The organism is Microlunatus antarcticus (genome assembly GCF_014193425.1).
Classification (GTDB): domain Bacteria; phylum Actinomycetota; class Actinomycetes; order Propionibacteriales; family Propionibacteriaceae; genus Microlunatus; species Microlunatus antarcticus.
The window spans coordinates 830,445-851,905 of the sequence record NZ_JACHZG010000001.1 but is presented as its reverse complement, the minus strand read 5'-3'; the positions used below and the strand labels follow the sequence as shown (position 1 = coordinate 851,905).

Genomic DNA, 21,461 nt, shown 5'->3' with positions numbered 1-21,461 from the left:
GCGGGCGGACCAGCCGGACGGGCCGCTCGCCCGGGGGCTCAGTGGCCCGCGGGACCCGGACGTTCCGGTCGGGCCGCGGGGGTGTAGTCCTCGCGGTAGACGTCCGGCTCGAGGTAGAGCGAGGTCACCATCGGCTCGGCGGCCCGGATGGCCACCTCGGCCCGGTCGATGGTCTCGGCGATCTCGACGGCCCGCTCCGTGGGGCTGACCGCGAACTTGGCGGCGACGAGGATCTCCTCGGGGCCCATGTGCATCGTCTTCATGTGGATGACCCGCTCCACGCCCTCGGTCCCGGCCAGGGCCGCCTCGATACTGCGTACGACCTCCGGACCCGCCGACTCGCCGAGCAGCAGGCTCTTGGTCTCGATCGCCAGCGTCACGGCCACGGCGACGAGCAGCAGCCCGATCAGCGCGGTGCCGAGCACGTCGAACAGCCCGTTGCCCGTCACCAGGGTCAGCAGGATCCCGACGAACGCGAAGGCCAGGCCGATCAGCGCGGCGAAGTCCTCGAGCAGGACCACCGGCAGCTCGGGCGCCTTGGCGGAGCGGATGAACTTCGGCCAGCTCTGCTGGCCGCGGGTGCGGTTGGACTCCCGGATCGCCGTCCGGAAGGAGAGGCTCTCGGCGATGATCGCCGCGCCCAGGACGACCAGGGGCACCCACCACCAGCGACCCTCCGCCAACGAGTCCGCGTGACCCAGCCGGATCTCGTGCCACTTGTGGTACGCCTCGTAGAGCGCGAACAGACCGCCGACGCTGAACAGCACCACGGCCACGATGAAGCCGAAGATGTAGCGCTCACGCCCGTAGCCGAACGGGTGCTCCGCCGTCACGCCCTTCTTCGCGCGCCGGCCGCCGACCAGCAGCAGCACCTGGTTGCCGGAGTCGGCCACCGAGTGGATCGCCTCGGCGAGCATGGAGGACGCCCCGGTCAGGGCGAAGGCCCCGAACTTGACCGCCGCGATGGCCAGGTTGGCGGACAGCGCCGCGATGACGGCCTTGTTGCCACCCTCTGTGCTCACGGGGCTGATCCTGTCAGACCTGAGGGACGTCGCCGGCCGTCAGCACGCCGCGCAGCCGGGTGAAGCACTCGGCGACGACCTCGCCCATCGGCCGCTCCACCGGCTCGGCGAGCCAGGCCTCGAGGGCCACGTGCAGCACGAGGACGGTGAGCTCGGCGAGCAGGGCGGCCTCCAGCTCCTCGACGCCGCGGGCCACGAGCGCCGGCCGGATGACGCGGACGAGGTCGTCACGCTTCTGCGCGTCGCGCTCGCGCAGCGCCGGCTCGGCCAGGATCACGTCGCGGCGCCGGCGGACCTCCTCCCGGCGTCCGTCGAACCGGGCCGCGGCCGTCTGGCGCAGGCCCCCCTCCAGGAGGGCGACGGGGTCGAGGTCGGCCGGCGCGTCGGCGAGCAGCCGGCCGGCGAAGGCGGAGATCTCGTCGCCGGCGAAGAACACCTCACGCTTGTCGGCGAAGTGCCGGAAGAACGTCCGGGTGGTCAGCCCCGCCCGCGCGGTGATCTCCGGGACCGTCGTCGCGGCGTAGCCCTGCTCGACGAACAGCTCGAGCGCCGCCCGCTCCAGCCGGCCCCGGGCGTCCGGGCTCCACCTCGCCACCGTCCGATCGTAAGCGATGACACGACGTGCCATACTCGGAAGGAGATGACACCTCGTGTCATCACCGAGAAGGAGCGACATGACGGAGATCTGGGTCCTGGGTGGCACCGGGCGGGTGGGACGCGGCGTCGCGGACCGCCTCGCGGACGGAGGTGACTCCCCCGTCCTCGTGGGTCGCGACGCGGGTCGGCTGCGCGAGGCCGCCGCGGCGCGCGGCCACCGCACGTACGTCGCCCCGACCCTGGACGCGGCGACCGCCGGGATCCGCGAGGCCCGGCCCACGGTCGTGGTGAGCACCGTCGGACCGTTCACCCGCACCATGACGCCGGTCGTCGACGCCTGCCTGGCCGCGGGCAGCGACTACGTCGACCTCGCCAACGACCTGGCCGCCGTCCCGGCGCTCCTCGCCCGCGGGGAGGACGCCGTACGGGCGGGCCGGACGCTCGTGACCGGCGCGGGCTTCGGCGTGGCGGCGACCGAGAGCGTCGTCGCCTGGCTGTGCGCGGAGGGTCGCGACGCGGGCCGGCGCGCCGTCCGGGTCCGGACGGACATGGTGCCCTCGCTCGCCCTGCAGTCGGGCCCGCTCGGCGAGGCCCTGGCCGGCACCCTCATGGAGGGGCTGCCCGGGGTCTCCGGCGGAGGCCGCTTCCAGGGCCGACGGTTCGCGGACGGCCGGCTGACCCCGGCCCCCCTCGGCGGCGGCGTCCACCCGCTCGTCACCCCGGACGGCGACCACGTCAGCGCCGGGCTGATGCCGCTGGGCGAGCTGGTCGCGGCGCAGCGGGCCAGCGGGGCGCCGGACGTGGAGTCGGCCTCGAGCGAGGTGCCGCACTCCCAGCTGGCGCGGCTCGTGCTGCCGGCGGCGTCGACCCTGCTGGCCGTCGGTCCGCTCCGGCGGTTCGCCGCCCGCCGGCTCGCGGCCGTCACGTTCCCGGCCCGGCCGGCCCCCCGTACGCACTCGTGGGGCCACGCGGTCGTGACGTGGGACGACGGCACGACCTCGGAGGGTTGGCTGGGACTCGGCGAGGCCCAGGAGACGACCGACGCCCTCGTGACCGAGGTCGCGCGCCGGCTGCTCCGCGGCGACGGCCGCCCCGGCGCCTTCACCCCCGCCGCCCTCTTCGGCGCCGGCCTGGCGACCGCCGTCGGCGGCACCTACACCCGGATCGGAGCCGCGGCATGACCGCCACCCACCAGGCCCTCTGGGTCGACCGGCGCGGGACGTTCCGCGTCGGGCCGGCGCCCACCCCGACGCCCAGGCCCGGCGAGCTCGTCGTCGAGGCCCACGCCGTCGCGCTGAACCCGGTCGACGCGATGCCGGGGGTCGCCCGCCGCTTCGTCTACCCCTGGCTCCGCCTCCCCACCGTGCTCGGCACGGACGTGGCCGGCACCGTGGTCGCGGTCGGCGAGGGCGTCTCCCGGTTCCGGATCGGGGACCGCGTCGTCGGCTTCGCGAGCGGGCAGGAGAGGTTCCGGAACGACCCGGCGCACGGGGCGTTCCAGCACGTCGTCGTCCTCGCTGCCGACCTCACGGCCCACGTCCCCGACGAGGTGGCCCTGACCGACGCGGTCGTGCTGCCGCTGGCCCTGACCACCGCTGCCGCGGGCCTCTTCGAGCCCGACCAGCTCGGCCTGCCGCTTCCCGTCGGCACGCCCGTCAAAGCGGGCGACGAGCGGGACGAGACGGTGCTGGTCTGGGGCGCGGCGACCAGCGTGGGCAACAACGCCGTCCAGCTGGCCCGGGCCGCCGGCTACCGCGTCGTGGCCACGGCGTCCCCGCGCAGCGCCGCGCTGGTGCTCGGCCTCGGCGCGTCGGCGGTGGTCGACTACCGGGGACGTTCCGCGGTGGACGAGGTCGTGGCCGCCCTCGAGGGGCACACCCTCGCGGGGACCGTGGCGATCGGGGCGGGTTCGCTGTCCCGGACGATCCGGGTCGCCCGGCGAACGCAGGGCACCCGTCGCGTGGCCTCGGCCTACCCCAGCCCGGTCACCGCCGTACGCCGGCAGCTCGCGCGGCCGTACGGCGTCCGGGTCTCGGCGATCTGGGGCGGGTCGCCGGCGCGGTCCGCGGTCGGCCCGGCGATGTTCCGCGACGTCCTGCCGGTCGCGCTCGCCCACGGCCGCTACCGACCCTCGCCCCCGGCGGAGGTGGTCGGCGAGGACCTGGCGTCGATCCCGGCGGGCCTGGAGCGGCTGCGTGGCGGCGTCGCCGCCCGCAAGCTCGTCGTCAGGCTGCGGCGCGACCCAGACCCACGCTGAGGTAGACCGAGGCGAACATCCCGGTCTGCAGCAGCGCGGCGTAGCGGTCGACGTCGCTGCCGCGGCGGTGCTGCACCACGGACACCCGGATGTCGGCGCGTTCCGCGGCGGCGACGAGGCGTCCGTGGTCGGCCCGGATCATCGGGTCGTTGTTGCCGTCGTCGAGCAGGACGAGGCAGGGGCGGCGGTCCGCAGCGGCTCCGTCGGTGAACGGGTCGGCGAAGGGGTCACGCGACGTCGTGGCCTCGATGATCGGCAGCAGCTCGTCGGCGTCCGCGGCCAGCGCGGCCCGGCCGGTCGCCGCCCGCAGCGCCTCGGCCACGCGCCGGCTGGCCCGGGCGGCGAGCACGGAACCACCCCAGACGAGCGGCTGCGCGTCGGCCAGGCAGAGCGCGAGGTCCTTGGCCGGGTTCTCGGTGACGTCGGCCATCGGAGAGCAGTCGCGGGCGACCTCGTCCATGGTGTCGGCGACGCCGTCGGGGACCACGGCCGGTCCGAGGTCCATGCGGTGCAGCGCGGACAGCGCCACGACGGCGGCGGCCAACGGGTCCCCGGTGGCGGTGGGCAGCAGGATCGTCGAGGACCCGCCGGCGTGGTCGGCCACGACGGAGGCGGCCGGGCACGCGATCAGCAGCAGCGCGCCGCGACGTACGGCCTCGTGGACGGTGGCGACGACCGACGGCGGTGCGACGTCGCTGGCCATGACGACCACGAGGTCGAGGGCCCCCACCCAGCCGGGCAGCCCGTGGCGGGGCCAGGCGACGAACGGCACCGGGCAGACCGGCTCGAGGATCGCGCGGATGAAGCGCGCCTCGCTGCCCGCGGCGATGACCGCCCGCGGCCGCGGCTGCCCGAGCAGCTGGTCGAGCGGGTCGTCCGCGTCGGCGGTCTCCCGGCGTACGCGCGAGCCGGCCCCGGCCAGCCGGCGCAGGATCGGGTCGGCCCCGGCCAGCGCGGCGGGGTCGTCGAGCGCGGCGTCGTCGAACACGGTCATCGCACAGTCACCGTCGCCGGGAGGTCACGGGGCTCACGCCTCGTCGCCGGCACCGGGGCGACGGGCCTCGTCGATCAGCAGCACCGGGATCTGGTCGCGCACCGGGTAGGCCAGCCCGCAGTCGGGCGTCTGGCACACGAGCTCGTCGCGCTCGTGGTCGACGGCGAGAGGGCCGTGGCAGTTCGGGCACGCCAGGATCTCCAGCAGCTCGGGGGCGAGCTCGACCGCCATGACGTCTCCTCAGGTCCCGCGGGCCGACAGCCCGACGACGGCCGATCCTAGTGCGCGTGCAGGCGTCAGCCGCGGATGATCGCCAGCGCCTCGTCGCGCAGCGCGGCCATCTGCTCCTCGGTGCGGGCCTCGACGTTGAGGCGCAGCAGCGGCTCGGTGTTGGAGCGGCGTACGTTCACCCACCAGTCCGGCCCGTTCACCATCAGCCCGTCGAGCCGGTCGGCCTCGCCGCGGCCCGCGAACGCGGCCGCCACGGCCTCGATGATCGTGCCCGGGTCGTCGACGGTCGAGTTGATCTCGCCCGACGCGGCGTAGCGGGTGAAGTCGGTGACGAGAGCGGACAGCGGCGACGTGCTGCGCCCGGCGACGGCCAGGACGTGCAGCGCGGCGAGCATGCCGGTGTCGGCGCCCCAGAACTCGCGGAAGTAGTAGTGCGCCGAGTGCTCGCCGCCGAAGACGGCGTCGTGCTCGGCCATGGCGGCCTTGACGAACGTGTGGCCGACCTTCGTCACGACCGTCGTGCCGCCGTTCTCGGCGACGACCTCGGCGACCGAGCGGGAGGTGATGTTGTTGACCACGACGGTCGAGCCGGGGTGGCGGCCGAGCTCCTGGCTGGCGATCAGGGCGGTGACGGTCGACGGGCTGACCACCTCGCCCCGCTCGTCGATGATGAAGCAGCGGTCGGCGTCGCCGTCGAAGACGAGGGCGAGGTCGGCGCCGCGCTCGCGCACGGTGGCCTGGGCGTCGACGAGGTTCTGCGGCTCGAGCGGGTTGGCCGGGTGGTTGGGGAAGTTCCCGTCCGGATCGGTGTAGAGGCCGATGATCTCGACCGGCGGCCCGTCGGCCCCGCCCGGGAACACGGCCGGCAGCGTGTGCCCGGCCATCCCGTTCCCGGCGTCGGCGACGACCTTCAGCGGGCGGATCCCCGTGAGGTCGACCAGCCCGTGCAGGTGCGCCGCGTACGCGCCCAGCACGTCGTTCTCGGAGCGGGTCCCGCGGGTCTCGGCCTTCGCGGCCCCCCGGCCGGCCTGCGCCAGCTCGGCGATCGTGACGAGCTCCTCGGGGGCGATGGGCCGCGCGCCCGGGTGGCAGAACTTGATGCCGTTGTACTTGCCGGGGTTGTGGCTCGCCGTGAACATCACGCCCGGCAGGCCGAGGTGGCCCGACGCGAACCAGAGCTCGTCGGTGCTGGCCAGACCCACGTCGACGACGTCCGCGCCGGCGTCCAGCACGGCCTCGACGAAGGCGGCGGACATGCGCGGGCCCGAGAGCCGCATGTCACGGCCCAGGACGACCGAGCCGCCGGCGAGGCCGAAGACCTCGACGAACGCGCTGCCCAGCGCGTACGCGCCGGCCTCGTCCCACTCGGGCTCGGAGCCCTCGGTGACGCCGCGGATGTCGTTGGCCTTGAAGATGAACGGGTTCAGCACGCGGCTGATCCTAGAGGTCGATCAGCCTCAGGCGTCAGGATCGGCCAGGACGGTGAGGTGACCTCGGCGACGCAGCTCGACGATGTTGGGCCGCGAGACGGGCGCCTCGACCGGCGTGGGGGCGTCGTACGACAGCCCGACCTCGCGCACCGCGTCGGCCAGCGCGAGGAGGTCGTCCTCGTCCGGCCCGACCGGGTCACCGCTGGCCAGCCGGAGGACCTCCCACCCGCGCGGGACCGAGAGGGAGTGGGCGTGGGTCTCGCACAGGTCGTAGCCGTGCGGCTCGGCCCGGGAGGCCAGCGGGCCGAGCACGGCCTGCGAGTCGGAGTAGACGTAGGTCAGGGTCGCCACCGCCCGGGCGGGGCACCCCGCTCGTGAGCACCGACGCATCCCCATTGGCGCGACGCTACCGCTCCGCGTGAGCGGGGTGACGGCGGCGCGCCACTGGCCGGTGCGGCACTAGCCTGAGGGCCATGTCGAGCCGCCGCGATCGCCACGGGCGCGGGCTGCGCGGCCCGCTCGTGCTGCCGAACGAGCTCGGCGTCCGCCGGGCGGCACCGCTGCGGCCGGCGACGCGGGTCGCGTTCTTCGACGACTGCGTGGGCGCCGCGGTCCAGCGCGTGTCGCGCCAGTGCCCCGAGGCGCTGGTCGGTCTGAGCGTCGGGGTCGAGGACGTCCCGAACTTCGACCCGGCGTGGGCCGGGGGCCGCGTGCCGCTGGCCTCGGCGGTGGAGGCGAGCGCGGCCCGGCCCGCTCAGGTCGTGCTCTACCGCCGCCCGCTGGAGCACCGGGCGGCCAGCCGCGAGGGGCTCCGGATCCTCGTCTACCGCACGGTGGTCGAGCAGCTCAGCGCCCTGACCGGCCGCAGCGTCGAGGAGATCGACCCCGACGGCGCCGGCTTCGACGACGACTGACCCTGTCGCGCACCGTCCCGCGGGCCACAGGAACCTCAGGTTTTTCACGTTCACGTGAAAAACCACCGCTGCGCACGGCAGATCTGCTGCGGTGAGCGCCAGTTTCTCGTGGTCAGCAGGACTTCCCCCGGGGTGCCAGGGGACGAGGGCGCACTGACGAGGTCGGACGACGAGGTCAGCGGCCGGCGGCCGGGTCCTGCTCGACGACCGGCGGCGGGCCGGAGGTGTCCGGGGATACCAGTGGGACCGAGGCCAGGCCGGCGACGTCGCCGTCGGTGTCGGCCAGGTCCACGCCCCCGGTGACGGACGAGCCCTCGGGGACGTCGACCACCACGTACGACGGGGCCGGCGAGGTGAGGCGGCGCGTGGCGCTGCCGCCCGCGGCGAGGAGGACGTCGCCGCCGCGCAGCTCGACCCCGGCAAAGCTGCGGACGGAGAAGTGCACGCTCACGTCGGTCGTCGCAGCGTTGGAGAGGACGAGCTCGGCGTCGACGTCGCGGGTCGTGGCGACCGCGCTGACGCCGGTCCGGACGAGGGCGGGCGTCGCCGGCTGCACGGCGATGTCGGCCTGGGCCTCGTCGCGCGCGCTGGTCGACACCACGGCGGCGGTGACGGGCTGCTCGCTGGTCAGCGCCACCCCGGAGCCGGTGCCGGCGAGACCGTCGGCCAGTGCCAGCGTTCCGGAGCTCTGCGGCCCCAGCTCGAGGGTCTCGGCCCCGACGGGCGCGAACGGACCCTGCAGCCCCAGGACGGAGACGGTCACGGTCGTGCGCAGCTCGCCGGGGTTGGTCACGACCAGCTCGCGGCTGCCTTGGTCCCCCGGGACGGCCGGGACCACGACCTGGGTGGCCGGTGCGGCCGCGGGGACGACCCAGTCCGCGCCGGCCGGCGCGTCGCCGGCGGTGCGAATGCGTCGGGCGGCCGCCGCAACCCGCCCCGAGGTGGCCTGCACGGAGACGGTGAGCGGGCCCTCGGCGTCGATCAGCCCGGACAGCGAGACGGACCGGCTCGACCGGGCCGGGACGTCGCTGCCGGCGCTGCCGGGGACGGCCACCCGACCGTTGCGGCCGTAGAAGGCGAGGTCGACGGTCGCCTCGGTGTCGTCGGGGTTGCTCAGCACCAGCTCGGTGCGGTCCGACGCCCCGGAGGCGATGCCCGGGAGCCACGCGGAGGTGGAGGGCACCAGGCAGGGCGCCGCCTCGAGCCCGGCCTCGGGCCCGTCGTCGGAGCGGCTCAGCACCGCGCCGACCGCGGTGGTGGCGATCGTGCCGCCGGCCTGCAGCAGCACGGGCGCGGCCGCGCCGGCGAGCGTCGCACCGCGGCCCTGCCGGTCGACCGTCGCGCCGCTCTGGTCCTGCCCGAGCAGCCCGAGCGTCAGGCGCCCGGTCGGGTCGTCGGTGCCGGTGTCCGTCGGACCGGACGCGACGGCGACCACGCTGCCGGTCACGGCCTTCGCCGTCGCGCTGGGCAGCGGGACGAGGGTGGGCGCGGTGCTCGGGGTCGCCTCGGGGACGGGGACGCCCGTGCTCGGCGTCGCGGACGGGGTGCCGGCCCCGGGGGTGAGGGTGGGGACGGCCGAGGTGCTCGGCGAGGCCGACGCCGTGACGCTCGGGCTCGCGGTGCCGCCGGGTGCGGCCGGGGCCTGGGCCGGCGTCGTGCTCGCCGCGCCGGGCGTCAGGGTGGGCACCGCACCCGGTGTGGTCGTCGGGACCGCACCGGGCGTCACCGTGGGGACGTCCGTCGGCGCAGGGGTGGGCACCGTGCTCGGCACGGTGGTCGAGGGCAGCGTCGTCGCGGTGGGTGCGGCGCTCGCCGACGGTGAGGCGCTCGCCCCCGACCCGACGGTGCCGACGGTGCAGATCGCGTCGGTCTGGCCCGCGACGGCGGTGCCGACCTGGCGCGCGTCCGGCTGCTGCGGACGGATCAGGGTGGCCGCGGCGACGACCAGGCCGAGCACGACGAGCACGGCGACGATCGCGAGGGCACGGCGTACGGGGCTGGTCACGAGCCCACCTCCGACAGGGTGGCCGCGCGGCGCGCGGAGAGGACGGGGTCACGGACGTCGGACCGGCGGATGCCGGGGGCAGCGAAGACCAGGGCGACCAGCAGCGCGAGCCCCTGGAAGGGCAGGAACCACGAGGCCGGGCTGCGCAGGGACCAGACCACGGTGCCCCCGGTGGCCGGCAGCACGAAGCCCTCCTGCCAGCCGTCGACGACGCGCGCCAGCCGGGTCCCGCCGAGCGTGGCGTGCCACCGCGGGTCGGCGGCCTCGCCGATCAGCAGGTGCCGTTCGCCGGAGCCGGGCGGCACGGCGGCGGGCGCCCGCGTGACCGGGACGACCGGGTCGGTCGACGCCGGGTCGGCGGGCACCACGGAGGCGCGGGCCACGGCCGGGTCGAGCTGCCAGACCACGGCGGCGCCGTTCCCGCTGGCCGGGCCGAGGCCCGGGGTGTTCCCGATCCGGGCCCGTTCCTCGTCGTCGGCGCCGCGGACGACCACGTACCCGACGCCGAGCCGGCGGAGCCGCTGGGTCACGTCGGCGTCGGCCGAGCCGGCCGACAGGCGGGAGACAGCATCGGCGACGTCGTCGCGGGCCGTGCTCGACCCGCCGAAGGCGTAGCCGCGGTCGGCGTCACCCTGGCGGGCGGCGCCCTGCCGGCCGCTGAGGACGCTGTAGCCCACGCCGCCGCCGCTCAGGTCCAGCGCCAGCACGCGCGGCTGCGCGTCGGACCGCATGGCGACGCTCACGTACGTGGGGAGCAGGTCGTCGGGGCTGCGTTCCACCGGTCCCCGGGCACCGGCCCAGAGCCACCAGACCCCGCCGCCGACGGCCACCAGGGTCACCGCGACCCCGGCCAGCACCGCGGCGGGCTGCACCCAGCTGAAGCTGCGGCCGGCGACCTCGCCGGTCACGCCGTCCGCGCCCACCGCTCCCGCGACCAGCAGCGCGGCGAACGTCACGAGCAGCAGCGCACCGACCCAGGGCCTGACCTGGGTGCCGAGCGGCGGCACGTCGACGACGAGGCGCGACGAGAGGACGGCGAGCATCAGGCTCGCGGAGGCGGTCACCCAGGCGGCGATGACGACGCGGTGGGCGGGACGCCGCAGCAGCCCGAAGAGCGCGAGGACCCAGACCGTGCCGAGCACGACCGCACCGAGCCACAGCGGCGGCAGCCCCGGACCGAGCCCGCGCCCGATCAGGAAGCCAAGCTCGTCCGGTGCGGAACCGGCCGCGTCGAGCGCAGCGTCGGGCCCCACCAGCAGCCGCCCGGGCGCGATGATCAGCGTGGGCCACCACGGCAGCCAGACCACCAGCGGCAGTCCGACCGCGATGCCGATGCGGCCGATCTTGCGGGGGGTGCGCCGCAGGGCGACGGCCCCGAGGACGCCCAGGACGACGGCGAGGATCATCACCGCGGGCTGGAAGGCCGACAGCACGACGAGCACGACACCCGCGCCCCAGCCGCCGCGCCACGCCTCGAAGGAACGCACCCGGCGCAGCACCAGGCTGCGGACGCCGAGGGCCAGCAGCGGGAGCCCGACCGCGAAGACGCTGACGGCGAGCCGGCCCTGGTTGGTCCCGGCCAGGAGCACGGGCAGCAGCGCGTACGTGCCGGCGAACCACAGCCGCACGCGTCGGTCGACCACGAGACGGGCGGCGATCGGGTACACGGCGAGCAGCGCCAGCGGCACGACGCCGCAGACCAGCAACGTGGTGAACCACTCGGGCTGGCCGAGCGCCAGGGTGGAGCCGAGGGCGGTCACGGCCAGCCAGGGCGGCGAGGTCTCCCCCGGCGCCCCGGGGATCGGGTGCCAGACGGCGGACCAGAGGTCGGCGAGCGAGTCGTACGCGGGCAGCAGCGCGGGCGCCGCGAGCGAGCCGGTCCCCAGCAGCCCACGCCCGGCGACGAACGACCCGAGCACCGCGACCACGAACAGCACGGCCCCCGGGCGCAACCAGGGGTGGCGGGGGGTCTCGTCGGCGACGGAGCTGAACTCGTCGGCGGTCAGCTCGTCGAGGGAGGCGCTGTCGACCTCGCCCGCGACCGACGCGTAGCGCTCGGACAGGGCGCCGCTGAGCATCTCGCCGAGGACCCGCAGGCTCGACCACCACGGCGGGCGCAGCGACCGGACCACCTCGGCGGTGCCGGGCGCGGGGTCGATGGAGGCCGTCCGGCTGCGCAGGGAGCGCAAGCGGTTGGGGTGCATCACGAAGGACCAGACCGCGGCCAGCTCGTCACGCGAGCGGCCCGGGGCCTTACCGAGCAGGTAGGCCAGCGCGAGCACCAGGCAGCTGAGCACGAGCCGGAGCCAGACCAGCGGCAGCGACCGCGTCGGGGCGTGGCCGGCGACGACGGTCATGCCGAGCAGCCGGTCGAGCGCACCGGGGTGGCGCCCGGTCAGCCCGCGCGGACGCAGCCCCGCCCGGCCGACCTGGCGGTGGGTCATCTCGGCGTCGGGGGTCGTCACGACGCGGTAGCCGTTGAGGTGGGCGCGCCAGCCCAGCTCCACGCCGTCACGGAACACGGGCACCGCGGGGTCGAGCCCGTCGAGGTCGCGCCACACCGACGTCCGCACGAGCATCCCGCAGGTGGAGACGCCCAGGCGTTCGGCCGGCTGGTCGCGCTGGCCCTGGTCGATCTCGCCGCGGTCCAGCAGCAGCTCACGGCGCCCGGTGGCGGAGATCGTGACGCCGACCTCGCTGAGCTGGTGGCTGCTCTGACGGCGACGCGGCAGCAGGAGCTTGGGGCCGGTGATGTCGATGTCCCGCTCGAGCGCCACGTGGGCGAGCAGGCGGTAGAGCGCGTCGGGCGCAGGGACGGCGTCGTCGTGCAGGAGCCACAGCCACCGGCGGTCGCGCGACCAGCCCGGGTGGTCGGCGAGGTCCCCGGTGCCGGTCAGCCCCGTGTCCAGCAGGCCCGTCGCGCCGGTCTCGGTCGACCCCGTCCGCACCGCGCGGTCCTGGCGCAGCGCCGAGGCCACGGCCTGGCCGAAGCCGTACGACTTCTTGCCGGTGTAGACGGCGTCGAGCAGCCCTTCCGCGCGCGCCCGCTCGAGCAGGGCGTCCGTGCTGTCGGTGCTGCCGTTGTTGATGGCGACGAGGCGGTCGGGACGCACGTCGAGCGCGCTCAGCCCCTCGAGGGTGGCGGGCAGCCAGCGCGCCGCGTCGAAGCAGACGAGGACGGCGGTGACGTCGAAGCGGGAGACGTCGAGCCGCTCCCCCTCGACGGGCTCAGCCGCGGCCCAGGCCCAGGGGTTGTCGTCGACACCCTCGGCGGCGGCGGGCGGGAGGTCAGACCAGCCGGCCTCCGAGACCCCGGCCCGGCCCCGCGAGCCCGAGGGCACGCGACGTACGCGCTCGGGCATGGGGACGACTCTCCTACGGGTGACGTGGTCACCCGCTCGGGCGACACGTCACTCTACGTGGACCGGCACCCCGGGACCCAAGTCCTGCGGAGACGCCGTACGCCCCGCGCCCGGGCGGCCGTCAGATGGCGCGCTTCTTGAGCTTGCGGCGCTCGCGCTCGCTCAGCCCGCCCCAGATGCCGAAGCGCTCGTCGTTCTCGAGGGCGTACTCCAGGCAGTCCCCGCGGACGTCGCACGACAGGCACACCTTCTTGGCCTCCCGGGTGGACCCGCCCTTCTCCGGGAAGAACGCCTCCGGGTCGGTCTGGGCGCAGAGCGCCCGTTCCTGCCATCCGAGGAGGCCCTCGTCGATCTCTACGTCCTCGACCAGTGCTAGCAACTCGTTCACGACCCCGCCTTTTCGACCCCGAGCTTTGTGGACCGGCGCCAGGCGGCTTCGCGGGCCGCACCGACTACCAGGAACGTCGTCGGCCCCTCGGGGCTCCTGCTGCCTGGGCACCGGGAGACCCCCGGACCGGCGATCGCTTGCGGAACAACATACGTGAAATTACATGCCTGTCAATACCTGTGAGCAGTGGAAGAATGCGGTGGCACGGCGTGGCGGGCGCTTGTGACTGGTGTGACAAAAGATACTGATGGGTCGTTTCGCGACTGGACCCCTCGTGGGGTAGAGCGTGTCGCCCGGACCTCAGGACGCGTTCGGCGAGCCGTCCCGCTCGTCGCGCCCGGGCGGCAGCGCCCGCGTCCCGTCCGGTGCGGCCGAGGGCGTCGACGGGTCCGTCGGCCAGCTCAGGTCACCAGCAGTGCCCCACTCCTGCGCGGGTGCACCGCGGGCCGCCTCCCCCGCCGTCCGCCACACCGCGCCCGCCGCCGCGTCGTGCGTCCAGGAGGGCTGCAGCTCGGGGTCCGGCGCGGTCTCCACCGGGCCGTCGTCCGCCTCCGCGGCAGCGTCCGCGGTGCCGAGCGCGGCCGTCGACGTCGGTACGGGCTGCGGGCGGGCGAGCACCAGCAGACCGGCGCCGACGAGGGCCGGGACCGCGAGGTCGGGCAGTCCCCAGACCAGGTTCCACCCCGCCACCGCCGCGTCCGTCAGGCCCAGCGCCACGAGCGTCGCGACGACCGACAGCACCGTCAGAGCGGCGCCCCAGACGGCGAGACGGCGACGGACGCCGACCTCGGGGCCGAGGAAGCACGAGGCGACGAGCACCCCGACCAGGACCGTCAGGGCGGCGTCGCTGCCGTTGGGCGCGAGCCGGGCCGCGGCCACCGCGCGCGAGCCGCCGGTGCCCACCACCTCCGACAGACCGAGCACGACCCGGGCCGCGGCGACCAGCGTCAGCACGGCCAGCGCGGCGACGGCGAGCGGCACCCGCAGGGGGCTGAGTCGGTCCACGCCTGAACAGTAGGGCCGCGGCCTCGTGGGCGGGTGGAAGGATCGAGCGGTGCAGATCGTGGTGCTCGCCGGTGGCGTGGGCGGTTCCCGGTTCACCGCAGGAGTCCGCCGGGCCTACCCGGACGCGACCGTGACGATCGTCGGGAACACCGCCGACGACATCACCATCCACGGGATGCGGGTCTGCCCCGACCTGGACACGCTGATGTACACCCTCGGCGGCGGGGGCGACGCGGAACGCGGCTGGGGCCGGCTGGACGAGAGCTGGCGCGCGATCGAGGAGCTGCGGGCATACGGGGCCGAGCCCACCTGGTTCGGGCTCGGCGACCGCGACCTGGGCACCCACCTCGTCCGGACCGGGATGCTCGCCGCCGGCGTGCCGCTCTCGGAGGTCACGGCGCGGCTCTGCGCCCGCTGGTGGGCGCACGACCCGGGCCTGCGCCTGCTGCCGATGACCGACGACCCGGTCGAGACGTACGTGGAGATCGCGGACGCCGAGGCGCCGGGTGGCCGCCGCTCGGTCCATTTCCAGGAGTACTGGGTCCGCCTGCACGCCGTCCCCGAGGCCCTCGCGCTCACGCAGGTCGGCATCGAGGCCGCGCGCCCGGCGCCCGGGGTCGAGGAGGCCCTCTTGGGCGCCGACCTGGTGCTGGTCGGGCCGAGCAACCCGGTGGTCTCGATCGGGCCGATCCTCGCCGTCCCCGGCCTGCGCGACGCGGTGCGGGCGACGCCCGCCCCGGTCCTCGGGTTCTCCGGGATCCTGCACGGCGCGCCCGTGCTCGGCATGGCGCACCGGCTGCTGCCGACCATCGGCGTCGCCGTCGACGCGGCCGCCGTCGGGCGGCACTACGGCGCCCGTACGGGGTCCGGCGTGCTCGACGCGTGGGTGGTCGACACCGGCGACGCGGGCTCGGCCGCCGCGCTCACGGCCGACGGCCTCCCGACCCTGGTGCACGACCTGGTCATGAGCACCCCGGACGCCACGGCCGCGTTCGTCCGCAGCGCGGTGGACGAGGTGCTGGAGTCGCGGGGACCCCGGTGAACGCGGGCCCGGGCCGGGCCGAGCTGCTCGTCGTCGGGCTCGCCGGGATCGGCGAGGTGGCGGCCGGGGACGACCTCGTGGCGACCGTGCTCTCGGCCGTCGACGCCGGCACCGACGGCCCGCTGCGCGACGGCGACATCCTGGTCGTGACGTCGAAGGTCGTGAGCAAGAGCGAGGGACGCGCCGTCGCCGCGACCGAGCGCGAGTCCGCCATCCGCGAGGCCGCGGTGCACACGCTGGCCCGACGTGGCCCGACCCGCATCGTCCGGAACCGGATCGGCCTCGTCCTCGCCGCCGCCGGCGTCGACAACTCCAACGTCGAGCCGGGCGAGGTGCTGCTCCTGCCCGTCGACCCCGACGCCAGCGCGGCGGCCATGCGGGACGGGGTCCGCGAACGGACCGGTGCCCGCGTCGGCGTCGTCGTGTCCGACACCCTCGGCCGCGCCTGGCGGATGGGCCAGACCGACGTGGCGATCGGGGCGGCCGGCGTCCGGGTGGTCGAGGACTACGCCGGGCGGCGGGACGCGTACGGCAACGACCTGCACGTGACCGCCGTGGCGCTGGCCGACGAGCTCGCCGCCGCCGCCGACCTGGTCAAGACCAAGCTCGCCGGCCGGCCCGTCGCCCTGGTGCGCGGCCTGGCGCACCTCGTCGGCGACGACGAGGGCACGGCCCGCGACCTCGCCCGTCCGCCGGAGCAGGACATGTTCGGCCACGGCGCCCAGGAGGCCGTCCTGGCGGCGGTGCTGGGCGCGGTCGACCAGCCCGGACGCTACGAGGCGCTGCTCGACCTGCCGCCCGACGAGCGCGCGGCCGCCCTGCTGACCGGGCCCGGCGCGCCGTCCCTGGAGCCCGCCGCCGCCGCGTTCGTCGAGCGACTGCTGGGCGTGACCCTGGCCCCGACCCGGCCCTGATCGATTCGTGACGGGGCCCGCGCACAGCGCGGCCGTCTAGGATCACCCTCGTCCGCGGGCCTCTGGGCCCGACCCGCGAGCCCCGCTCGCCCGCCGCCCGAGGAGCACCCCCCGTGACCCACGCCCCCCAGCCGAAACCGTCGGCGGGCCGTTCGGACGGCCAGGGCCCCGGCCCCAAGGGCAGTGCCGGCGGCAGCAAGAACGGCGGCGGCAAGGAGGGCGGCAACCGCCGGGACCGGCTCGCGTCGTTCGAGAAGGCCCGCAAGGCCGAGCAGCGGCGCCGCACGATCCTGCTGCTGTCCGTGTGCATCGTGGTCGCGGCCGCGCTGCTCGCCTACCCGATCTACCTCGTGGCCAAGGACTCGAAGGTCACCGCCGCCGGCCTCGCCGCCATCGGCGTACCGCTCGCCGACGCGGGCTGCGACCCGGTCCAGGAGAACCCGGCCACCGGCAACCAGGAGCACGTCGCCGAGGGCACCAAGGTCCAGTACGCGCAGTCGCCGCCCGACTCCGGCAAGCACTACCCGTCGCCGGCCGCGTTCACCAAGCACTTCTACTCCACCGACGACCGGCCCGAGGTCGAGACGCTGGTCCACAACCTGGAGCACGGCTACACGATCGCCTGGTACCGCGCCGACGCCCCGGAGTCCGACGTCACCGCGCTGCGCCAAGCCGCCGGGACCTTCGGCAGCGAGACGTACGACCCGACGCAGAAGTTCATCGCCGCCCCCTACTCGTCGACGGACGGCACGTTCCCGGAGGGCAAGAACGTCGTCCTCGCCCGCTGGACGGCCGACCCCAGCAACCCGGGCGACCAGACGCAGCAGAAGGGTGTGCGCCAGTCCTGCACCCAGGTCAGCGGCCAGGCGATCACCGACTTCATGGCCAAGTACCCCTACTCGAGCAGCCCCGAGCCGAACGCGGCGTGAGTTCAGAGCTCGCCTCGTGCGGGCTCACCTCTGCGCCAAGTGGTCACTCCGGGGCCTCTGGAAGCGCTTGCACACCGCCCGGACCGACCACTTTCGGGTGTCCGAGCGAAGCGGAGACAGAAGTTACGCGTACGAGGTGCCCAGGGTCGCGGTGACCTGGGCGAGGAGCTCCTTGATGCGCTCGGCCTCGCTCGTCGGGCAGACGAGGGTGATCTGCGGGGTCTGGACGATGACCATGCCGGACAGGCCGACCACCGCGACGAGGCGACCGTCCTCGGACTGGTTGATCACGACGTTGTCGTGGGCGTCGACCAGCACGCTGACGCCCTGGACCGCGTTCCCGCTCGCGTCCTGGGGCAGGTGCTCACCCAGCGCCGCGAAGCCGCCGACGTCGTGCCAGCTGATGGGCAGGCGGACCGCGACCACGCGGGCGCTCCCCTGCCCCTGCGACACCGGCTCCATCACCGCGTAGTCGACGCTGATCTTGAGCAGGGTGGGGTAGATCTCCCCCAGCCGCTCGGGCTCGGCGGCCAGGCGGACGAGCGCGGCGTACGTGTCGGGCTGGAGGGCCTCGACCTGGCGCAGCAGCGTGGCCGCGCGCCAGACGAACATGCCCGAGTTCCACCAGTACTCGCCGGAGCCCACGTAGTGCTCGGCCGTGGCCGCGTCGGGCTTCTCCTTGAACGCGTGCACCGTGCACACGTCCGGGTGGCCGGGCAGCTGCTCGCCCCGCTGCAGGTAGCCGTAGCCGACGTGCGGCGAGGTGGGCACCACGCCGAAGGTCACCAGCACGTCGGGCGACTCCTCCGCGACCGTGAACGCCTCGTCGAGGGCGGCCTGGAACGCGTCGACCGGGTTCATGATCTGGTCGGCGGTGACCACGGCCATGACCGCCTCGGGGTCGCGGGCGGCGAGGATCGCGGCGGGCCAGGCGACCGCGTTCAGCGAGTCGCGGCCCTCGGGCTCGCCGAGGATGTTCGCGGCGGGGAGCTCGGGCAGGTCGGCCGCCACGGTGGCCGCGTAGTCCGCCCCGGTGCAGACCAGGACGTTCGCGTCGGGCACCAGACCCTGGACCCGCTCGTACGCCAGGCGCAGCAGGCTCTTGCCGCCGACCACCTTCAGCAGCTGCTTGGGCATGTCCTGCCGGGACAGGGGCCAGAGGCGTTTGCCGGACCCGCCGGCGACGATCAGCACGTACCGCATGGGCAGAAGGCTAGGGGGAACGGGCGCCCTCCACGTCCCTGCCCGAGAACTGCCGCGGACGGCCCGCCCCGGCTGGGTACGCTCCGGGCGTGCCGCTGATCGCCGAGCTCCTCGCCCGTCGGGTCCGGTCCGCCGGCTCGGCCCCGCTGGTCACCTACTACGACGTCGACGCCGGGATCCGGACGGAGCTGTCGGGGACGACGTTCGCGAACTGGGTCGCCAAGACGAGCAACCTGCTGACCGACGAGCTGATGCTGGAGCCTGGGGCGTCGGTCGAGCTCCTCGTCGCCGCACGCCACCCCGGCCACTGGATGACGCTGGTGTGGGCGCTGGCCTGCTGGCAGACCGGCGCGACCCTCACCCTCGGTCGGCCCGACGAGGCCGCGCTCGTGGTGTGCGGGCCGGACTACGCCGACGTCGACCCGGGGACGGCCGAGCTGGTCGCCTGCTCGTTGCACCCGCTGGGCCTGGGGCTCGAGCCCCCCGTGCCGTCGGGCGTCGTGGACTACGCCGCGGAGGTCCGCGTCCAGCCCGACGTGTGGAACGTCAACCCCGTCGCCTCCGACGCCCCGGCCTGGCACGACCACGAGCGGGCGCTGGACCAGACCGACCTGCTCCTCGGCGGCCCGGTCCCGGCGCAGCGGCTCCTGGTGCGTTCCGGGGACCCGTGGGCGACCGTACGGGACGCCGTCGTCGTACCGCTGCGCGACGGCGGCTCGTCCGTGGTCCTGGCCGGCGCCGCCGACGACGAGCGCGCTCGGCAGATCGGCCTGACCGAGCGCGTGGACGCCGTCGTCAGCGACTAGCCGGACGCGACCGGCCGGATGATCAGACGGTCGTGTCGCCCGAGAGCCCCTGCTGGGCCCGGGTGACGGCCTCCGACGTCCCCTCGGGCGGGGCGTCCGTGGCGGGCGGGACGTCGTCCTCGGCGAAGTCGGACACCCCCGCCGCGACGCGGTCCTCCTCCACGAGACGCTCGAGCGCGTCGTCGTCCTCCCGGACCGGCATTCCGCCGTGCACCCGGCGGTCGTGGTGAAGACCGCCGTCCTGCTCGGGCTCCAGCACCTCGTCGAACGGTTCGGGCACGGGTCCTCCTGCGTCGTCGGGCTTGAGGGACCGAACGTAACCGACCCGGCGGGCGCGCTTCCGGCCACCCCCGGTCAGACTAAGTGGGTGCCGTACGACGTCGCGCTCGCGGACCGGATCCGCATGGTCCTCGCCGAGGAGCTGCTCGGCGGCGAGCTCGACGACGACGAGGGCGACCTCGGCCTCGTCGAGGAGAAGAAGATGTTCGGCGGCCTCGGCTTCATGGTGGCCGGCCACCTGGCCGTCTGCGCCGGCTCGAAGGGCGACCTGATGGTCCGCGTCGACCCGGCCGAGATCGACGCGCTCTGCGCCGACGCGGACGTCGAGCCGATGGCGATGGCCGGCCGCACCTCGAAGAGCTGGGTGAACGTCGCCCCCGAGGCCCTGACCGACGACGCCTTGAGCGCCTGGATCGAACGCGGCGTCACCGCCGCCCGCTCCGCCTCGCGCCGCTGACCCGGGCCCGCTCACCACGCGAAACTGGCGCTGACCCCACCGGATCTGGTGGGGTCAGCGTCAGTTTTTCACGTGAACGTGAAAAACCTGGGGCTCGTGGGGCGCGAAGAACTACTGGTTCTGCGGGAAGCCGAGGTTGATGCCGCCGTGGCTCGGGTCGAGCCAGCGCGACGTGACGACCTTGCCGCGGGTGAAGAAGTGCACGCCCTCGACGCCGTGGGCGTGGGTGTCGCCGAACAGCGAGTTCTTCCAGCCACCGAACGAGTAGTACGCCATCGGGACGGGGACCGGCACGTTGATGCCGATCATGCCGACCTTGACCTCGTTCTGGAACTGCCGGGCCGCGCCGCCGTCGTTGGTGAAGATCGCGGTGCCGTTGCCGTACGGGTTGTCGTTGATCAGCTGCAGGCCCTCGGCGTACGTGTCGACGCGGACGACCGCGAGCACCGGGCCGAAGATCTCGTCGGTGTAGATGCTCATGTCCGTCGTGACGTGGTCGAAGAGCGTCGGGCCGACGAAGAAGCCGTTGCCGTCGGCGTTGACCTTCGGGTCGCGGCCGTCGACGACGAGCGTCGCGCCCGAGGCCTCACCGGCGTCGACGTAGCCGGCCACGCGCTTCTGGGCCACCGAGGTGACGAGCGGGCCCATGTCGCAGCCGCGGGTGCCGTCGCCGGTCTGCAGCCCGACGGTGCGCTCGCGGATCTTCTCCACGAGCGTGTCGGCGACGTCGCCGACGGCGAGCACGGCCGAGATCGCCATGCAGCGCTCCCCCGCCGAGCCGTAGCCGGCGTTGACGGCCGCGTCGGCCGCGAGGTCGAGGTCGGCGTCGGGCAGCACGAGCATATGGTTCTTGGCCCCGCCGAGCGCCTGGACGCGCTTGCCGTGCGAGGTGCCGGTCTCGTAGACGTAGCGCGCGATCGGGGTCGAGCCGACGAAGCTGATCGACTGCACGTCGGGGTGGGTCAGCAGCCCGTCGACGGCGACCTTGTCGCCGTTGAGGACGTTGAAGACGCCGTCGGGCAGGCCGGCCTCCTTCCACAGCTGCGCCATGAACAGGGCCGCGGTCGGCACCTTCTCGCTCGGCTTGAGCACGACGGTGTTGCCCGAGGCGATGGCCAGCGGGAAGAACCACATCGGCACCATGGCCGGGAAGTTGAAGGGCGAGATGATGCCGACGACGCCGAGGGGCTGGCGCACCGAGTGCACGTCGACGCGGGTCGAGGCGTTCTCCGTGAACGCGCCCTTGATCAGGTGCGGGATGCCGCAGGCGAACTCGACGACCTCCTGGCCGCGGGCGACCTCGCCGCGGGCGTCGGAGAGGACCTTGCCGTGCTCGCTGGTGATGATCGCGGCCAGCTCGTCGGCGCGGGCGTTCAGCAGCTCGCGGAACGCGAAGAGGATCTGCACGCGGCGGGCGAGGGAGGTGTCGCGCCACTTCGGGAACGCCGCGGAGGCCGCGGCGACGACCGCGTCGACGTCGTCCTCCGACGCCAGGGCCAGCTGGGCGCTGACCTCGCCGGTCGCCGGGTTGGTCACGTCGCTGAAGCGACCGCCGGAGCCTTCGAAGGTCGCGCCGTTCAGCCAGTGGTGGAGGGTGGTGGCCATGCTGGGTTCCTGCCTGTCGGG

General features: G+C 74.9%; 21 protein-coding genes. 8 read left to right on the top strand and 13 right to left on the bottom strand.

Translation table 11 applies throughout. The features are described 5' to 3' along the window. Positions 1-38 precede the first annotated feature (38 nt). Entirely contained in the window at positions 39-1,022 is a 984-nt protein-coding gene (locus FHX39_RS03940) for a cation diffusion facilitator family transporter (protein ID WP_183336889.1), read from the bottom strand. 13 nt (positions 1,023-1,035) lie between these two features. Next, positions 1,036-1,617 carry a TetR/AcrR family transcriptional regulator gene (locus FHX39_RS03935; RefSeq protein ID WP_183336888.1) on the bottom strand — a complete coding sequence of 194 codons (582 nt, stop codon included), beginning with the start codon at positions 1,615-1,617 and terminating at the stop codon, positions 1,036-1,038. Between the two features lie 79 nt (positions 1,618-1,696). On the opposite strand from FHX39_RS03935, the gene FHX39_RS03930 reads away from it, so the two are divergent. Together FHX39_RS03930 and FHX39_RS03925 are read left to right on the top strand one after the other, a co-directional pair. Next, entirely contained in the window at positions 1,697-2,800 is a 1,104-nt protein-coding gene (locus FHX39_RS03930) for a saccharopine dehydrogenase NADP-binding domain-containing protein (protein WP_183336887.1), read from the top strand. Beyond that, complete coding sequence (locus FHX39_RS03925) at positions 2,797-3,876, top strand: zinc-binding alcohol dehydrogenase family protein (RefSeq protein ID WP_183336886.1); 1,080 nt, start codon at positions 2,797-2,799, stop codon at positions 3,874-3,876. The genes FHX39_RS03930 and FHX39_RS03925 overlap by 4 nt, the downstream gene beginning before the upstream one ends. Here FHX39_RS03925 and FHX39_RS03920 read toward each other — a convergent pair. From FHX39_RS03920 to FHX39_RS03905, 4 genes are all read right to left on the bottom strand, one after another. Beyond that, the gene (locus FHX39_RS03920) at positions 3,845-4,870 is read right to left on the bottom strand and encodes an SIS domain-containing protein (protein WP_183336885.1); all 1,026 of its coding nucleotides are present in this window, start codon (positions 4,868-4,870) and stop codon (positions 3,845-3,847) included. The two genes, FHX39_RS03925 and FHX39_RS03920, sit on opposite strands and share 32 nt — an antisense overlap. Before the next feature lie 33 nt (positions 4,871-4,903). Continuing rightward, positions 4,904-5,101: a Trm112 family protein gene (locus tag FHX39_RS03915; protein WP_183336884.1), complete on the bottom strand. Its 198-nt coding sequence runs from the start codon at positions 5,099-5,101 to the stop codon at positions 4,904-4,906. Between the two features lie 65 nt (positions 5,102-5,166). Further along, complete coding sequence (gene manB / locus FHX39_RS03910; protein ID WP_183336883.1) at positions 5,167-6,531, bottom strand: phosphohexomutase domain-containing protein; 1,365 nt, start codon at positions 6,529-6,531, stop codon at positions 5,167-5,169. Positions 6,532-6,558: 27 nt separating this feature from the next. Beyond that, positions 6,559-6,927 carry a DUF3499 domain-containing protein gene (locus FHX39_RS03905; protein WP_183336882.1) on the bottom strand — a complete coding sequence of 123 codons (369 nt, stop codon included), beginning with the start codon at positions 6,925-6,927 and terminating at the stop codon, positions 6,559-6,561. A 77-nt stretch (positions 6,928-7,004) separates the two neighbouring features. On the opposite strand from FHX39_RS03905, the gene FHX39_RS03900 reads away from it, so the two are divergent. Further along, positions 7,005-7,445: a metallopeptidase family protein gene (locus tag FHX39_RS03900; RefSeq protein WP_183336881.1), complete on the top strand. Its 441-nt coding sequence runs from the start codon at positions 7,005-7,007 to the stop codon at positions 7,443-7,445. Between the two features lie 175 nt (positions 7,446-7,620). Here FHX39_RS03900 and FHX39_RS20935 read toward each other — a convergent pair whose 3' ends face one another. The 4 genes from FHX39_RS20935 to FHX39_RS03880 all read right to left on the bottom strand — a co-directional run bounded on the left by FHX39_RS20935 (position 7,621) and on the right by FHX39_RS03880 (position 14,205). Next, the gene (locus FHX39_RS20935) at positions 7,621-9,450 is read right to left on the bottom strand and encodes a DUF5719 family protein (protein WP_183336880.1); all 1,830 of its coding nucleotides are present in this window, start codon (positions 9,448-9,450) and stop codon (positions 7,621-7,623) included. Beyond that, complete coding sequence (locus tag FHX39_RS03890; RefSeq protein ID WP_183336879.1) at positions 9,447-12,812, bottom strand: glycosyltransferase; 3,366 nt, start codon at positions 12,810-12,812, stop codon at positions 9,447-9,449. Before FHX39_RS03890 ends, FHX39_RS20935 begins: the two co-directional genes overlap by 4 nt. 121 nt (positions 12,813-12,933) lie before the next feature. Next, positions 12,934-13,191 (bottom strand): WhiB family transcriptional regulator, encoded by a 258-nt coding sequence (locus tag FHX39_RS03885; protein WP_198423589.1) that lies wholly within the window; start codon positions 13,189-13,191, stop codon positions 12,934-12,936. Positions 13,192-13,500: 309 nt separating this feature from the next. Then, positions 13,501-14,205, bottom strand: a complete 705-nt coding sequence (locus tag FHX39_RS03880; protein ID WP_183336877.1) for a hypothetical protein — start codon at positions 14,203-14,205, stop codon at positions 13,501-13,503. Between the two features lie 49 nt (positions 14,206-14,254). On the opposite strand from FHX39_RS03880, the gene cofD reads away from it, so the two are divergent. The 3 genes from cofD to FHX39_RS03865 all read left to right on the top strand — a co-directional run bounded on the left by cofD (position 14,255) and on the right by FHX39_RS03865 (position 17,090). Next, positions 14,255-15,247, top strand: a complete 993-nt coding sequence (gene cofD, locus FHX39_RS03875) for a 2-phospho-L-lactate transferase (protein ID WP_183336876.1) — start codon at positions 14,255-14,257, stop codon at positions 15,245-15,247. Beyond that, the gene (locus FHX39_RS03870) at positions 15,244-16,161 is read left to right on the top strand and encodes a coenzyme F420-0:L-glutamate ligase (protein ID WP_183336875.1); all 918 of its coding nucleotides are present in this window, start codon (positions 15,244-15,246) and stop codon (positions 16,159-16,161) included. Before cofD ends, FHX39_RS03870 begins: the two co-directional genes overlap by 4 nt. A gap of 113 nt (positions 16,162-16,274) precedes the next feature. Further along, a complete protein-coding gene (locus FHX39_RS03865) occupies positions 16,275-17,090 on the top strand; it encodes a DUF3105 domain-containing protein (RefSeq protein ID WP_183336874.1) in 816 nt (271 codons plus the stop codon). Positions 17,091-17,213: 123 nt separating this feature from the next. On the opposite strand, the gene FHX39_RS03860 is transcribed toward FHX39_RS03865, so the two are convergent. Further along, a complete protein-coding gene (locus tag FHX39_RS03860) occupies positions 17,214-18,293 on the bottom strand; it encodes a mannose-1-phosphate guanylyltransferase (RefSeq protein WP_183336873.1) in 1,080 nt (359 codons plus the stop codon). Positions 18,294-18,382: 89 nt separating this feature from the next. On the opposite strand from FHX39_RS03860, the gene FHX39_RS03855 reads away from it, so the two are divergent. After that, positions 18,383-19,099: a TIGR03089 family protein gene (locus FHX39_RS03855; protein WP_183336872.1), complete on the top strand. Its 717-nt coding sequence runs from the start codon at positions 18,383-18,385 to the stop codon at positions 19,097-19,099. 22 nt (positions 19,100-19,121) lie between these two features. Here FHX39_RS03855 and FHX39_RS03850 read toward each other — a convergent pair whose 3' ends face one another. Continuing rightward, entirely contained in the window at positions 19,122-19,379 is a 258-nt protein-coding gene (locus FHX39_RS03850) for a hypothetical protein (RefSeq protein ID WP_183336871.1), read from the bottom strand. 87 nt (positions 19,380-19,466) lie between these two features. Here FHX39_RS03850 and FHX39_RS20930 point away from each other — a divergent pair, with 87 nt between their 5' ends. Then, complete coding sequence (locus tag FHX39_RS20930; RefSeq protein ID WP_183336870.1) at positions 19,467-19,835, top strand: TfoX/Sxy family protein; 369 nt, start codon at positions 19,467-19,469, stop codon at positions 19,833-19,835. 111 nt (positions 19,836-19,946) lie between these two features. Here the strand turns inward: FHX39_RS20930 and FHX39_RS03840 are convergent, their stop codons facing one another. Continuing rightward, complete coding sequence (locus FHX39_RS03840; RefSeq protein ID WP_183336869.1) at positions 19,947-21,440, bottom strand: CoA-acylating methylmalonate-semialdehyde dehydrogenase; 1,494 nt, start codon at positions 21,438-21,440, stop codon at positions 19,947-19,949. Positions 21,441-21,461: the final 21 nt, after the last annotated feature.

Coding starts and splice junctions, on each gene's coding strand:
- FHX39_RS03930 (WP_183336887.1), top strand. CDS start 1,697: ATGACGGAGATCTGGGTCCTGGGTGGCACCGGGCGGGTGGGACGCGGC.
- FHX39_RS03925 (WP_183336886.1), top strand. CDS start 2,797: ATGACCGCCACCCACCAGGCCCTCTGGGTCGACCGGCGCGGGACGTTC.
- FHX39_RS03920 (WP_183336885.1), bottom strand. CDS start 4,870: ATGACCGTGTTCGACGACGCCGCGCTCGACGACCCCGCCGCGCTGGCC.
- FHX39_RS03915 (WP_183336884.1), bottom strand. CDS start 5,101: ATGGCGGTCGAGCTCGCCCCCGAGCTGCTGGAGATCCTGGCGTGCCCG.
- FHX39_RS03905 (WP_183336882.1), bottom strand. CDS start 6,927: ATGGGGATGCGTCGGTGCTCACGAGCGGGGTGCCCCGCCCGGGCGGTG.
- FHX39_RS03900 (WP_183336881.1), top strand. CDS start 7,005: ATGTCGAGCCGCCGCGATCGCCACGGGCGCGGGCTGCGCGGCCCGCTC.
- FHX39_RS03890 (WP_183336879.1), bottom strand. CDS start 12,812: ATGCCCGAGCGCGTACGTCGCGTGCCCTCGGGCTCGCGGGGCCGGGCC.
- FHX39_RS03860 (WP_183336873.1), bottom strand. CDS start 18,293: ATGCGGTACGTGCTGATCGTCGCCGGCGGGTCCGGCAAACGCCTCTGG.
- FHX39_RS03840 (WP_183336869.1), bottom strand. CDS start 21,440: ATGGCCACCACCCTCCACCACTGGCTGAACGGCGCGACCTTCGAAGGC.